This window comes from Levilactobacillus parabrevis ATCC 53295, assembly GCF_001434055.1.
GTDB lineage: Bacteria > Bacillota > Bacilli > Lactobacillales > Lactobacillaceae > Levilactobacillus > Levilactobacillus parabrevis.
This window is the reverse complement of sequence record NZ_AZCZ01000027.1, coordinates 24,226-37,047: the sequence shown is the minus strand read 5'-3', so window position 1 is coordinate 37,047 and position 12,822 is coordinate 24,226. Positions and strand designations below refer to the sequence as shown.

Here is a 12,822-nt window from a genome sequence, read left to right as displayed (position 1 = left end):
GTTTTTAAACGGGCGTGGTTGACTTTATTATCAATTATCGATTTTATGACTAAAGAGAGTCTACCCCATGTTGGTAACATTTTACAAGAATTGTTACTTAGGGGGCATTTAATAAAATGTAGATCCCATTAACTTCAATTTAAGTTAACGGCTAAAAAAGACTACCCAGTTATGAGTAGTCTTTTTTGAGTGGCAGCTAGTCGAAGTACATCATGCCTTCAAAGTAGGGCTTAGCATTAACAGTGTAGTTCGTCCAGCTACCCCGAGTTTCTTCTGCAAAATTTTTACCGCCGCGTGTTTTGAGATTGGTAATTTTGATCTGATATTTGTGGGCACTCAGTTTTTTACCAGGAATTCCCTTAATACGTTTGTTATACTGCACGGTGGTCGTGTTGCCCTTAACGGTTGTCTTAATCATCTTGGCTGACGCAGTAGGCTTGTAGTTTTCCATGGCGTTTCCACCATCAATCACCATTTCACCCTGAGCATCATACTTAATCAGCGCTGATTTACTATAGTATTGAATATAATTATCCAGCGTAAGGTAAAATGCGGAACTATTGCCGTAATTAAATTTGTTGTCTTCTTTGAATCCATTACCTGCTCGCAACACAGTTCCACGGAGAGGTGCTTTTAGCTTGACGTTCTTAAAGTTTGCCTTAGTGAGCGGAATGGTTGCTGTGTCTGAGAATCTAAGTTTGCTCAGCCGACTATAGTGGACTGCTCCAGAAGTGAAAGAAACTTTAATGGGGCCTTTTCCGGTCGGCTGGTAGATACCGGCAACCCGTAATAGGGCGCCCTTTTTCTTGAGCAGTGGCTTATAGGTGTTGCCATGCTTTTGATAGAGACCAACGTACATAGCTTTTTTAGTGCGTACGTACCCCGACTGGCCCAAGTCTAAATACTTACTTGATGCTTGTGCTGTGGTCGTCCCCGTGGCAAGGCCAATCCCTGCAGCTAAACCCAGCATCATGAGAACAATGGTCCCCTTACTTGTTAACTTAATCATGTAGTTACCCCCTAATATAACTCCTTGGTAAATATTGTAACACAAGCCGAATGGCATTAAGCAAATTCCTGTTAACTGGCAGGATAATTTACGGTTGCTTTTTTAAATCAGTCTCCCGCTTGTCGATTAGTTCTCTGAGTTCTTGCAAATCGTCAAGTGTGGACTTGGTGCGTATGAAGCTACGCGCAGCGGACCGGGCGTTTAAGTACCTGGTTCGATCTTTGTTTTTTTCGTCCCATTTACGGTTAGCCTTTGCACGGGCCTCGGTGTATTCATTTTTAGCCATTTTAAAGTCTCCCTATCAATCTAAGCAACCAGTAGCACAGGTTAAACCCGAATAGTACTAGTGCGATTGCCCAGCAGATTCTACTTGCTTTTTTACTAATAATATTACTCGCCCCCTAATAAGTTGAGCCACTAAACAAGACATGCTAGAATTGGGGTACACGAACACAAGCGGCTCCCAACCGCCTGTGCCTTATTCCTAGGGCCTTGAGAATATCTGTCAAATGGTAACTGCTGTTGTGATAACTGTAGTAGCAACATTACCACCCCTGATAGTAAATCTCGGGGCTTTTTTCTTTGGTGCGTAAGGCCCTGTGTACCTTTGTTTCCCCACGCTCTACTTAATAGGATACACCTATCTTGCAAAACATAAATGGGCCATAGTAGTCGCCATCGTTGAACGTGTGCTCAGTATGGGGGAGGGGAATAGTGTCTAAATGTCTGCCTCAATAGGACATGGCTAGTTAGGACGTCTCCGCTGCAGGTCGTAATATAGGTGTTGTCAGGTCCTTGAAGAGTCCTCCTAATAATTATCTGTTACACACTGTGATGCCAAGTGCGCTGCCTGAGTAGGTGAGGTGGGGTTTTTGATATAAGAAAAAAATAAAAACCGCCAGCTATTACAGCTAACAGTTTCATTGTTTTGCCAGGCATGAGCTTCTCAAAGTAGTTGGTATTGATTGTTATCTTATAGCAATCAGTAGTACTTCTACTTGGGTAGAGAATATCTTTATTTCAACTCGTTAGCACTTTTTTCTATCCCTGAAGCGCTATTCAATGGACCTTATCGGGCTTGAACCGACGACCTCCTACATGCGAAGCAGGCGCTCTCCCAACTGAGCTAAAGGCCCAAAACTTACCCATTAATTATAGCACGTTGGCTAAAAATGTTAATGGGCAATGTGATTATTGGAGAAGTGAGCGACTAGCGTAGATTAGCTCTGGTGACGCCAGCCGTGTAACAGGTGTTGCCAGAAACTACGGTTGTCCGTTTGTAGCATCAGCCGTTGGTATTGACTGCCGATGTAACCGGCGAAGAGGGCGATAGCGGCTAGCAACACAACCAGTGAAATCGCCTGTTCCCAACCGTTGACTGTGCCGTTGATGATCCGCATCGGCATGAAGTATGACGAAAAGAATGGGACGTACGAGAGAATCTTGACCAATAAAGCGTCCATGTTATTTTGGAACGGGAAGGTCGCAAAGAAGCCAAATACACCGAGCATGATGACCGGCTGTGCCGCCTTGGAGGCGTCCTCGGCCTTGGCCACGATTGCACCGCTGTATGCCGCGAGAAGCGTGTAGATGATCACACCCAAGAACAGGTAGACCAGGTTGATACTCAGTAGATTGTGAAGAACGGTGTCAATTAGGCTTTGGTACTGCGTAATCAGCGGCTTTAGGGAAGCGTTGTTCATGGCGAATTGAAATGCCGCCCAGCCACCTAACAGGTAGATGATAATCTGGGTAAGAATGACCAGCAGAATCCCAGTGATCTTTCCCACAAAGTAGCTGGTGGCCGTGGTACTCGAGAAGATGATTTCCATAATCTTGGTGCCCTTGTCGGAAGCAATCTCCTGCGCAGCAATCGTGGAGTAGGTAATCAGGATGATGTAGATCATCGTCACCAGAATCCAGAAGGAAATCGTCTTAGCTAGGTTGGCGGTGCCAGCCTTTTTTTCGATGTGCTGTTGTAGGACCGGCGTTCGGGCCAATAGGCGCTGTTGCTTAGTCGTTAATTTAGCCTGCTGGTAATTGTGGGCCTGTTGATAGCGACTCAGAAAGTTCTGCGTTTGCGCCTTGAGTGCGCTACTCATCTGGCTACTGCCGTGATAGTCGGCACGAATCTGCTGCTGATTATCGCTGAGTAGCAGGTAGCCTGCCAGATGATTTTTGCCCATCGCAGACTTGGCCGCGCTGACCGTGGTGATCTTGGTATTGAGGCCACTATCCTGTTGCTTGATGTAGTCGCGCCGCAGGGGTTGCGAGGTACTGATGACGGCAACCTGCCGACTACTCGAGGCGCTGTTGGCACTCAGATAGCTGATCCCAATCGTCAGGCCAATCATCAGGAAGGGTCCGAGCACCATGAACAGGAAGCTCCAGGACTTGATTTGACGAAGGTAGGTTTCAAAGGTGACGACCCAGGTCTTACGCATGGTCTTCACCCACTTTCATTCGGAAAATCTCATCGAGGGTCGGTGGCTGCTGACTGAATTCTTCGATGTAGTGACCCTGAGTAAGTTCCGCAAAAATGTCGGGGCCCACGGCTGGATCGGTCAAATGCAAGAGGTACTGTCCGGGTTGACGGGTTTCCACATCGGCCACGCCGGACAGTGTGGCGAGACGGGTAGCTGACCAATCCGTCGTGACGTAGAGTTCAGTCTTACCGAACTGTGAACGGACTTCATTAAGGGTGCCGTTTAGAACCATTTCGCCCTTTCTTAACATGACCAGGTGGTCACATAGCGCCGAAACATTTTCCATGTCATGGCTGGAAAAGATAATGGCGGCACCGTCATCGCGAGCGCTCAGAATGGCTTGCTTCAGTAAGTCGGCGTTAACGGGATCGAGACCGCTGAAGGGTTCATCCAGGATCAACAGTTTGGGATGGTGAATCAGAGTACAGATCAACTGGACCTTCTGCTGATTTCCCTTGGACAGGTCGCTGATCCGGCTCTTACGGGTGCCTTTGACGGCAAAGCGGCCCAGCCAGTCATCGATGCGTAGTCGCGTATCCTTGGCCGATTTGTTCTTGAGTCGCGCGAGGTAAACAATCTGTTGTTCAATGGTCAGCTTCGTCATCAGACTCCGCTCTTCGGGCAGGTAGCCAATCGTATCGAAGTCGTCGGGCGACAGGGGATGACCCTGCCAGGTGATGGTACCATCGTATTTAATGAAATTTAGGATACTGTGAAAAGTTGTGGATTTACCCGCACCGTTTTGACCGATCAATCCTAGAATCTGGCCATTGGGTACGTCAAAGCTTACGTCGGTTAGGGCTTTCACGGTGTCAAATTGCTTGCTGATGTGTTGAATGCTTAGCATGCACAGTTCTCCTCTTCAAAGTTAATACTCACATTATACGCGAACCCTCGCCCGCAAGCCAAAATGAATACTTATATATTGCGCCTTGCCGGGCCGGTGAAAATGGGCCGTGTCGCTGAGGGCGGGCGCCTAAAGCCAAAGGACGGTCTTTAGGCTTGGCCGTCAGCCTCTGGGGAACGAGTCTCACGACCACCAATTCTCTAAGCGGCTCAACCCGCCACTAAGAGAATTCCCACAGCTGAGCCCATTTTCACCGGCCCTCACGGCTCACATGGATGTAAGCCTCCAACCGGCTGGCTAACTCGAAATGAAATTGGGTAGCACATTTTGGGAACAGTCTAAGTGGAAATATACAGGATTTAAATTAGACAATTTATGACTATCAGGATGGGTGTGACGCTTATATAAAGTAGAAAATCGGTTTCTTAGCCGAAGGAGGCCAGGGATGCAGCCAGTTGTGTCGACGGTGTTAGGCCGGGCGATTGGTTCTTCCCGGACTTACAGCGTGGGGCGTGTTTGGAAACTCGCATGATTTCGGCGAGGTTTCAAACCGAGCTGGAAGCCAGATCTTTGGCTGCAGGCGCTCCCCACAACAGGCGGAATTTCTGGCAGCCGTAGGCGGAGGTTTTCTGCTACGTAATTTATAGTTAATCCTAAACGTCAAAAATTGCGGACAAAAATAGCCGGCAATCAGGGCAAAGGGGCCCAGTTACTGGCTACAGTGACAGACAACGTGAAACTGTTAGTGATGATTCTGCGGCTGGACAGTCGTGTTGACCTGTGCCTGGGCTGGCGCTACTGCCCGTTGTGGCCGCATGTTGAACACAATATTTAAGATGATCGCGGAGAAACTGCCGATGACGACCCCGTTGTTCATGATGATCTGAAGCGACTGAGGCATGGCTTGAAAGATCTGGGGATAGACGGTGACGCCTAAGCCTAAACCGATGGAGATGGCGGAGACCAATAGATTGTTGTTGTCCTTAAAGTCAACCTGTTGCAGCATCCGGATACCTTGCACACCAACCATCCCAAACATAACGATCATCGCACCACCGAGGACGGCGTTGGGGATGACCGTGGCGAGAGCCCCAATCTTAGGCAGTAAGCCTAGCAGCATGAGAAACAATGCTGAGAAGTAAAGTGGCTTACGGGTCTTGACGCCAGATAGTTGCACGACCCCCACGTTTTCGGAGAAAGTCGAGTAGGGGAAGGTGTTGAAGAGGCCGCCGAGAATCACGGCGATACCTTCAGCGCGGTAGCCACGTTTTAAATCCTTTTCGCCAATCTTACGACCGGTGATCTCGCCGAGAGCGAAGAAGACTCCCGTTGATTCAACCATCGTGGTCAGCGACACCAGAATCATCGTCAGAATAGAAGACCATTCGAACTTGGGCGTGCCGAAGTAGAAGAACTGCGGCAGGTGAAACCAGCTGGCTTGACCCACGGCCTTTAGAGAAACCATGCCCATAGCGGCGGCAATGAATGTGCCAATCAGGATACCGGCTAGAATGGCCAGTGATTTAAGAAATCCCTTGGCAAAGACATTGAGTCCTAAGATGATCCCCATCGTCAGAAAGCCGATCAGCAACATCTTGGGATCACCAAAGTTCTTCGCCGTGGCGTCCCCACCACCGAGATCTTGGAAGCCGACGGGGATTAGCGTAAACCCAATAATGGTGATGAGTGAGCCAGTCACAACGGGTGGGAAGAAGTTCTTGATCTTTGAAAACCACCCAGCGCTAAGGAAGACGAAGATCCCAGCGCTGATGATGGCCCCGTACATGACGCCCACGCCGTATTGATTACCGATAGCGCTCAGTGGCGTCACGGCTTGGACCGCACAGCCGAGAACGACGGGCAGGCCGATTCCAGTCAACGGTGTCCGTTTGAGCTGTAGGAGGGTTGCAACCCCACACATGAAGATATCCGCACTGATTAAGTAGGCCATTTGCATGGCGTTAAAATGAAGCGCGCCCCCGATCAGTAAGGGAACGATGACGTCACCAGAGTACATAGCTAATAAATGCTGAAAACCGAGAATGGCCGCGCGCCACATGGGTAAGGCGGGCCCGTTTTCTGATGACGAGGCTGGTGTTGCGGACTTAGTGGACTGCAAGAAAAGTTCCTCCTTCTCGTGATGTCCATACGCCGCCAAGGTTGATGAAAACAAAAAAGCTCCCTTTGCAAAAAGGGGGCTTCTTAAAAACTCTACCGACGAACTCTTTTCATCGGCAAAAAGAGTTTCGTCCTCAATTTGCTTATAGTCCAGAGTTTACGGCTCTGGGTAGAAACTCGCCAACCTTATCTTGGCATTATATAGGCAATCACTTTATTTTTTTAATGGAATGTTGATAACTTTACCACGTGAAAATGAAAAAAACAACACCCGGTAGACTTTTCTAATGCCGATGCCATAGTTTCTTGAAAAGCCCGCTAAACCAAGTGAATAGCGGTCCCCAGTCTGCGACACCACCGGAATTGCTGTACTTTTTGGGGTGGACGACCACACCAGGGCGGTAGGGTTTAGCGCTTTCATCTTTTTTCGGCATATTTCCACACATCCTCTCCTAATTCTAACTAAATTCTACAGCAAATAAGGTACAATGTGGGAAAGAAAATCTTTTGAGAAAGAAGTTGACGGTTGTGAAGAAAATTTTAGCCATCCATACGGGCGGAACAATCTCGATGTCCCAGAACGAAAAGGGGGAGGTCGTGCCCAACGCTCAGAACCCAATTGCCCAGCAAGAAACGATTATGGAAGGGCGCGTTGAGCTGATTACCGACGAACTCTTCAATTTACCGTCACCGCACGTGACACCGGTTGAAATGCTGAAGATCAAGGAACGTATCAACCAGGGAGAAAAGGAAGGCATCGACGGCGTGGTCATCACCCACGGAACCGATACGCTAGAAGAAACAGCGTATTTCCTCGACCTGACCCTGCCCAGCACCATTCCCGTAGTCGTGACGGGGGCCATGCGCTCCTCTAACGAAGTTGGGTCCGATGGCTTGTATAACTTTCAGACGGCCATTGAAGTGGCCGCAGACGACGCCTCACGGGGCAATGGGGTCATGGTCGTGATGAACGATGAGATTCATACGGCGCGGTACGTGACCAAGACCCATACCACCAACGTTGCCACTTTCCGCACGCCGACGTTTGGTCCCATTGGTCTGGTTGCCAAGGGACAGCCAATCTACTTCCAACAGCTGATTCGAGAAGCGACCTGCGACATCGACCACGTGGTGGATCACGTGTACTTGCTCAAGGCCTACGCGGGGATGGACGCCAGTTTATTTGATGCCCTGAACAGTGACCAGACAGCCGGTATCGTCATCGAAGGCTTGGGTGCTGGGAATTTACCGCCAGTTACCTTACCAGCCATTCAGCGCCTCTTAGATCGGCATATCCCGTTAGTCTTAGTCTCACGGTGTTATAATGGCGTTGCCGAGGACATTTACGACTATCAGGGTGGTGGTATCGAGCTACGCAAGATGGGCTTGATGTTATGCCAAGGCTTGAACGGCCAAAAGGCTCGAATCAAGCTGTTAGTCGGCCTCAGCGCTGGCTTACAGGGTGACCGTCTCGCGGAGTATCTGAGCACGGCCGTATCTTAAACGGAAATTAGCGGCGGCTCACGAGCTATTTTCAGTCAGATATGATAAGATTTTCAGAACAGTAGAAATAAGCTCGGGGTGCGTTTTAGCGGCCGAGTTAAGCTTCAAATAAAAAGGGGGTCGTCATGTTGAATTCGATTATGAATGATTTAAACCGGGCGTTGGCTCAGCATATATTGGTTAACGTGTATCAAACTAACCAAGAGGTCGTGTACACCGGCTACGTGACGACGGTCAGCGATTCCGGCATTATTCTCGCCACGTTTGATGATTTTGGTTTGCCGGATGGTGCCGTGTTCCTAGCGGTCGATGTCATCGATGAAGTTGAGTTTTCAAGCGATGACTTGGATAACATGGCTTTTCGGATTCAAACAGCTCAAGAAGAGCAGTTTATCCAAGCCGGTGGTCTAACCATGGACTTTGACAGTCAGCGCGACTTGCGCCGGCAGGTGTTGAGTCACGCGTGGGTCGATCATCTGGTCGTCATGCTAGTCGTCAAGGGTGACGAGCACTTCTACGAGGGCTTAGTGACCAGCGTGGCAGCGGATCAAGTGACCATCCAACTTTTGAATAAATTTGATTATACGGATCAGCCGGTCTTTACGCTGAATCCAGCTGAACTTGAAGTTATCGAGTTTCAAGGTAAAGAATTGACGCTGCAAGGGATTGCGGCACCCCATCTGCGGAAGTTATCGCACGTGGCGCCTAAGGAAGTGACCGATGCCAAGGCCATTCCAGAAACACTGCAGAAACTGGCGGGACAAGAGTCACTGGTTGCGCTGGTACCAGCACACGACAAGGAGCTTTTCTTTGTTGGGCGGATCAACGTGGTCACGGAAAATGCCGTGGTCATGAACTTGATCGATATGACTGGACAATTTGGTGGGTACACCGTGATGCGGCTGACTGAGCTACATGCAGTAGTCATCGAATCCGATTATCTACAGACGATGCGGCTGTTCTCGCTCTTGAATCAAGCGCGGCAGCATCAGATTCAGCCGGTCTTAAACGACGAGCGGCTGTTCGATCCGACCGTTGACCAGTTCAGCGCGCGGTTGACCCAAGCGGCAGCCTTTCGAACGATTATCCGCTTGAAGATGCACGACACCACTGGTCTGTTGGGGTATCCAAGTCAGGTCGGTGGCGAGCGGTTCATCTTCCATGAAGTTGAGGATAATCAACTGGATCAGGTGGGCAAGGTTTATCGCATCAGTGATGTTGACGAAATCGCCTTTGGGTATTTGGACGCCTATCTGGTAGAGCGTCAACTACGTGTGGAAGGCGACCTGTAAGGAGTTGTAACCATGAAAGCCAAGAAGATGCCGCGCTGGCTCCGCGATACTTTGTCGGTGGTCGGTGCCATGTCGGTGCTGTTAATCGCTTATAATCTAGTCGTTGCCAAGCATCCTGACTGGGGAATTGTGCCAGTGCAGATTGTTTTGGCCCTGATCGCAGTTGGGGCGTGGAGCTTCTTGAGCTATCGTAGTCGTGCTAAACGTCAACTGGCCGCTAAGCAGGCGGCAGAAGCGGCACAACGACGTGCTGAGGAACAACGTCAAGCGGCGGCTCGTGAGGCTAATAACGCGGTGGTTCGCCGCCAGCGTAATCAGCAGCACCGGCAACAACCCAAGTAGGAGGCAGAGCGATGGCTGAAGACTTAAAATTTTGTCCCCACTGTGGTGCCGCAGTGACGGCCACTGACGATGAGTGTCCGCGCTGTCATACGGATCTGCGGCCGTTTCGGTCCGCGCCCAAGGCTCCAGCGAACAGTCAGAAGTTAAACTTATCAGCGTTGTATGCCAACCCGTATCGAGAAGGCATGAAACGGTTAAAGGCACGTGATCAGACGAGTCAGGCACCCGCAAAGAAGCGGTGGCATTGGCCGTGGTCAAAGGAGTGATCAGATGGCAGAGTTTACGGTAATTCATGGCGATATTACGGAGAGTCACGTGGACGCTATCGTCAATGCGGCGAATACCACGCTGTTGGGTGGCGGTGGCGTTGATGGAGCAATCCATCGTGCAGCCGGTCCAGAGCTCTTCCAGGCGTGTGTGCCGTTCAACGGTTGTCCAACGGGTGAGGCGCGAATTACCCCGGGGTTTAAACTCCCTGCAACGTGGGTGATTCATACGCCGGGACCGGTCTGGCACGGTGGCGACCAGCACGAGGCAGAGTTGCTAGCGGCTTGTTACCGCAACAGTCTTGCCTTGGCTGGACAACACGATTGTCAAACGGTCGATTTTCCTTCGATCAGCACGGGTGTTTACGGCTATCCACTGGAAGAAGCGGCGGCTGTTGCGACCCAAACGATTGCGACCGTGTTGGCGCATACGACGAGCGTCCAAACGGTGCGCCTGGTCGCGTTCGACGATCATACGGCGGCGGCTTATCGTACGGCCTGGGATCAAATTCAATAAAATGATAAAAAGCGCTCCAAACCAACCAAAGTTGATTTGGAGCACTTGTTTTGATTACGTGACAATGGAATTTGTAAATCGGGCTGATTAAGTCAGCGACTCAGTTAATTTGGCTTCGTGGCGATTAAGCTTTTCAGAGAACTTTGCTCGTCACTCGTCGGTGTGAGTTCCCCCGACTTGATTGCGTGATACTTTTCGACTGAAATTCGAGAGCCAAAGGCCATTTCGCCATCAGTTTTATCGTATTTCTTTTGGTAGGCGATGATTGCTTCAGCAAGATCATTTAATTCTTGACTCATTAATATCCCTCCAAATGATAATCCAAATTACTGCTTACGTTTATTATACTAAAGTTTTGCAAAAGCGGTGAAATAACCCTCGATATCTGCAAGTTTTTTTGTATTCTACTTGATGAATAGACCAAAATTGCGTAAACTTATATCCAATATAACAATTATCGTTGATTAGACTGCTAATTGTTAACGTAATTTGGTCAACCTGTCATGGTTTTGTGATATTGCTGGCTTAAGCTAAGCGGTGAGAAAGACCATGAGGTGACAGGATGAATCTGAAACATGTAATTTCGAGTTTGACCACGGCAGTTGTGTTGTTGGCCATTGTTAGTGTCTTCTCCTGGTTTACCATGGGGAAACGCACCGTGACCCACGTTGGCACGCAACCTGCAACGGTTAATGTCACGCGGACGCATGCCTCACAGATGCGCGTTAAATAAATTGCGGAGAGATACTCCGCCACCGGGGCCGGGCAACCGGCTGTACCATCTTAAATATCGGTAATCATATTGATTACATGACTACAGTCTCTTGTAGTTTATCAAGCGGGGAAACAGGCTAACTTCGGTTAGTCTGTTTCTTTTTGTGCTGAATTTCTAAATCGCATGTACCAGCGCCTTACCGGGCGGCGTAAATCAGCCGGAACGCGTGGGCGGGCGGCCAGAGCCAAAGAGCGGTCTCTGACCTTGCTTTGAACCGCTGAGAAGCGCGTTTCAAAGACACCAAAGTTCTAAGCGGCAAGGTTCGCCACTAAGAACTTTCACACGGCTGGGCTGATTTACGCCGTCCTCACGGCTTACATGGATTTAGTATTCCCTTTGCAGTTTGTTTATGCTCCCTTTCAATTTCATTGTCTTAGAATCAAACAAAAAGTCCGCCACCGTGGACGGACTAAGGTTATCATCAATTAAATAGCTTCTAATTACGAAATGAGAATGTGATTTCAAACCAAGCCGAAAGCCCGTTTCTCAGGCTGTGGGCGGTCCCCACAGCGACGGAATTCCTGACAGCCGCAGGCGACTCATCCCGTTCAACCATTAGAAGTGGAACCACTCGCTTTGGTTGCGGCGGACTTCACCGCGTAGGCCGAAGAAGTAAATCATGAACGCCGCGGCTAACAGAGCTAGGACAATTGTCCAGAACCAGGCGTGGGTGTGGATGAATGTGAAGTATGCAAAGCCAAGCGTGCTCAGTGCAATTAAGATCAAGTTGACTGGTAGATTCTTACTGTGGATGAAGGCGATGGCTAATGCTAAGACCACCGCACCCCCGAACATGTCGTCACCAGACAACCGGGTTCCCAGGCCATTGAATAATGCGTAGACCTCAATGATGAGGCCCAGCGCTAGGGCCAGGTAACCGAAAGACTGCAAGAATGTTAATTGTCGAATTCTTTTCATCGACGACACCTACTTTCTCTCTTAGGGTGTCTCCAGTATACCGCATTAGTTTTCGGCTGAAAAATCTGACGGCTCTGCAACCGGAATATTCCAGTTTTCATGGTCGAGGGCCATTTGCCAGAAGTTCAGTTCATACCAACTACTCTTTTCGAAAATGTCGAGTAACGTGGTCGTGTTGGCTGACGTTGCGACGTGGTTAGCGAGAGCCAACTGGTCCGTCATCATGCCGGTATAATCATCGGCATCGTAAGTGTCCAACCAATCCTGATAAATGGGAACCGGTGATCCTGCTTGCGCCAGCTCCTGACCGATTTCGGCGTAGAGCCAGTAGCAGGGAAGAAGACCCGCCACCGCACCAGCTGGACCGACCGTAGTCAGCGCACGGTAGAGATGGCTGGTGTAGGCGTAGCCGGTCGGGGCTACGGGCGTTGCCGCAACTTCTGCCGCTGTGATATTGAGACGGTCAAAGAAGGTTTGTCGCACAGCAATTTCCCCTTGCCGCAAGTGCTCAGCACCAGCGTGAAGCTGTTTAGCGACACGTGGGTCAGTACTTTGATCGCCAGCGAGGTCGTGGATCTTACCGAACTCCTGCAGGTAATAGTGATCTTGAATCAGATAGTAGCGAAACGTCTCGCGTGGTAGGGTTCCCGCGCAGAGTTGGGTGATGAAGGGATGATGCTTGGAAGCCGTCCACGAAGCCAGTGTGGCGGCATGTGCTTGATCGGTAAACATGACAAAACTCCTTTTGA

15 protein-coding genes, 1 tRNA gene and 1 riboswitch are annotated in these 12,822 nt (G+C 49.7%); of the genes, 6 read left to right on the top strand and 10 right to left on the bottom strand.

Annotated features, from left to right (window positions below; translation table 11 throughout):
- Nucleotides 1–196: 196 nt before the first annotated feature.
- From FD07_RS08190 to FD07_RS12365, 7 genes are all read right to left on the bottom strand, one after another.
- Nucleotides 197–1,009, bottom strand: a complete 813-nt coding sequence (locus FD07_RS08190) for a hypothetical protein (protein WP_020089792.1) — start codon at nt 1,007–1,009, stop codon at nt 197–199.
- An 88-nt stretch (nt 1,010–1,097) separates the two neighbouring features.
- Nucleotides 1,098–1,295, bottom strand: coding sequence for a hypothetical protein (locus tag FD07_RS08185; protein ID WP_020089793.1), 198 nt, complete (start codon nt 1,293–1,295; stop codon nt 1,098–1,100).
- Nucleotides 1,296–2,072: 777 nt separating this feature from the next.
- Nucleotides 2,073–2,145, bottom strand: a tRNA-Ala gene (locus FD07_RS08180).
- An 84-nt stretch (nt 2,146–2,229) separates the two neighbouring features.
- A complete protein-coding gene (locus FD07_RS08175) occupies nt 2,230–3,453 on the bottom strand; it encodes an ABC transporter permease (protein ID WP_020089794.1) in 1,224 nt (407 codons plus the stop codon).
- Nucleotides 3,446–4,342 carry an ABC transporter ATP-binding protein gene (locus FD07_RS08170; RefSeq protein WP_020089795.1) on the bottom strand — a complete coding sequence of 299 codons (897 nt, stop codon included), beginning with the start codon at nt 4,340–4,342 and terminating at the stop codon, nt 3,446–3,448. Before FD07_RS08170 ends, FD07_RS08175 begins: the two co-directional genes overlap by 8 nt.
- Nucleotides 4,343–5,084: 742 nt before the next feature.
- A complete protein-coding gene (locus tag FD07_RS08165) occupies nt 5,085–6,401 on the bottom strand; it encodes a nucleobase:cation symporter-2 family protein (RefSeq protein WP_081624594.1) in 1,317 nt (438 codons plus the stop codon).
- 185 nt (nt 6,402–6,586) lie between these two features.
- Nucleotides 6,587–6,685, bottom strand: a riboswitch (purine riboswitch).
- Nucleotides 6,675–6,902: a hypothetical protein gene (locus FD07_RS12365; RefSeq protein WP_155823073.1), complete on the bottom strand. Its 228-nt coding sequence runs from the start codon at nt 6,900–6,902 to the stop codon at nt 6,675–6,677. It overlaps the preceding riboswitch by 11 nt.
- Nucleotides 6,903–6,979: 77 nt before the next feature.
- Here FD07_RS12365 and FD07_RS08160 point away from each other — a divergent pair, with 77 nt between their 5' ends.
- The 5 genes from FD07_RS08160 (at nt 6,980) to FD07_RS08140 (ending at nt 10,380) form a co-directional block, all read left to right on the top strand.
- Nucleotides 6,980–7,963 carry an asparaginase gene (locus FD07_RS08160; protein ID WP_027825997.1) on the top strand — a complete coding sequence of 328 codons (984 nt, stop codon included), beginning with the start codon at nt 6,980–6,982 and terminating at the stop codon, nt 7,961–7,963.
- A 125-nt stretch (nt 7,964–8,088) separates the two neighbouring features.
- On the top strand, nt 8,089–9,255 hold the full coding sequence (locus FD07_RS08155; protein ID WP_020089798.1) for a hypothetical protein: 1,167 nt from the start codon (nt 8,089–8,091) through the stop codon (nt 9,253–9,255).
- Nucleotides 9,256–9,267: 12 nt separating this feature from the next.
- Nucleotides 9,268–9,597, top strand: coding sequence for a hypothetical protein (locus FD07_RS08150; protein ID WP_020089799.1), 330 nt, complete (start codon nt 9,268–9,270; stop codon nt 9,595–9,597).
- An 11-nt stretch (nt 9,598–9,608) separates the two neighbouring features.
- Nucleotides 9,609–9,863, top strand: coding sequence for a zinc-ribbon domain-containing protein (locus tag FD07_RS08145; RefSeq protein WP_020089800.1), 255 nt, complete (start codon nt 9,609–9,611; stop codon nt 9,861–9,863).
- A gap of 4 nt (nt 9,864–9,867) precedes the next feature.
- Entirely contained in the window at nt 9,868–10,380 is a 513-nt protein-coding gene (locus tag FD07_RS08140) for an O-acetyl-ADP-ribose deacetylase (RefSeq protein WP_020089801.1), read from the top strand.
- 104 nt (nt 10,381–10,484) lie between these two features.
- On the opposite strand, the gene FD07_RS08135 is transcribed toward FD07_RS08140, so the two are convergent.
- The gene (locus FD07_RS08135; RefSeq protein ID WP_020089802.1) at nt 10,485–10,679 is read right to left on the bottom strand and encodes an LBP_cg2779 family protein; all 195 of its coding nucleotides are present in this window, start codon (nt 10,677–10,679) and stop codon (nt 10,485–10,487) included.
- Between the two features lie 263 nt (nt 10,680–10,942).
- Here FD07_RS08135 and FD07_RS12360 point away from each other — a divergent pair, with 263 nt between their 5' ends.
- Nucleotides 10,943–11,113: a hypothetical protein gene (locus tag FD07_RS12360; protein ID WP_020089803.1), complete on the top strand. Its 171-nt coding sequence runs from the start codon at nt 10,943–10,945 to the stop codon at nt 11,111–11,113.
- A gap of 597 nt (nt 11,114–11,710) precedes the next feature.
- On the opposite strand, the gene FD07_RS08130 is transcribed toward FD07_RS12360, so the two are convergent.
- Nucleotides 11,711–12,073, bottom strand: coding sequence for a hypothetical protein (locus FD07_RS08130; RefSeq protein ID WP_020089804.1), 363 nt, complete (start codon nt 12,071–12,073; stop codon nt 11,711–11,713).
- 45 nt (nt 12,074–12,118) lie between these two features.
- The gene (gene tenA, locus FD07_RS08125) at nt 12,119–12,805 is read right to left on the bottom strand and encodes a thiaminase II (protein ID WP_020089805.1); all 687 of its coding nucleotides are present in this window, start codon (nt 12,803–12,805) and stop codon (nt 12,119–12,121) included.
- Between the last annotated feature and the right edge of the window lie 17 nt (nt 12,806–12,822).

Coding starts and splice junctions, on each gene's coding strand:
- FD07_RS08190 (WP_020089792.1), bottom strand. CDS start 1,009: ATGATTAAGTTAACAAGTAAGGGGACCATTGTTCTCATGATGCTGGGT.
- FD07_RS08185 (WP_020089793.1), bottom strand. CDS start 1,295: ATGGCTAAAAATGAATACACCGAGGCCCGTGCAAAGGCTAACCGTAAA.
- FD07_RS08175 (WP_020089794.1), bottom strand. CDS start 3,453: ATGCGTAAGACCTGGGTCGTCACCTTTGAAACCTACCTTCGTCAAATC.
- FD07_RS08170 (WP_020089795.1), bottom strand. CDS start 4,342: ATGCTAAGCATTCAACACATCAGCAAGCAATTTGACACCGTGAAAGCC.
- FD07_RS08165 (WP_081624594.1), bottom strand. CDS start 6,401: ATGTGGCGCGCGGCCATTCTCGGTTTTCAGCATTTATTAGCTATGTAC.
- FD07_RS08155 (WP_020089798.1), top strand. CDS start 8,089: ATGTTGAATTCGATTATGAATGATTTAAACCGGGCGTTGGCTCAGCAT.
- FD07_RS08150 (WP_020089799.1), top strand. CDS start 9,268: ATGAAAGCCAAGAAGATGCCGCGCTGGCTCCGCGATACTTTGTCGGTG.
- FD07_RS08145 (WP_020089800.1), top strand. CDS start 9,609: ATGGCTGAAGACTTAAAATTTTGTCCCCACTGTGGTGCCGCAGTGACG.
- FD07_RS08140 (WP_020089801.1), top strand. CDS start 9,868: ATGGCAGAGTTTACGGTAATTCATGGCGATATTACGGAGAGTCACGTG.
- FD07_RS08135 (WP_020089802.1), bottom strand. CDS start 10,679: ATGAGTCAAGAATTAAATGATCTTGCTGAAGCAATCATCGCCTACCAA.
- FD07_RS12360 (WP_020089803.1), top strand. CDS start 10,943: ATGAATCTGAAACATGTAATTTCGAGTTTGACCACGGCAGTTGTGTTG.
- FD07_RS08130 (WP_020089804.1), bottom strand. CDS start 12,073: ATGAAAAGAATTCGACAATTAACATTCTTGCAGTCTTTCGGTTACCTG.
- tenA (WP_020089805.1), bottom strand. CDS start 12,805: ATGTTTACCGATCAAGCACATGCCGCCACACTGGCTTCGTGGACGGCT.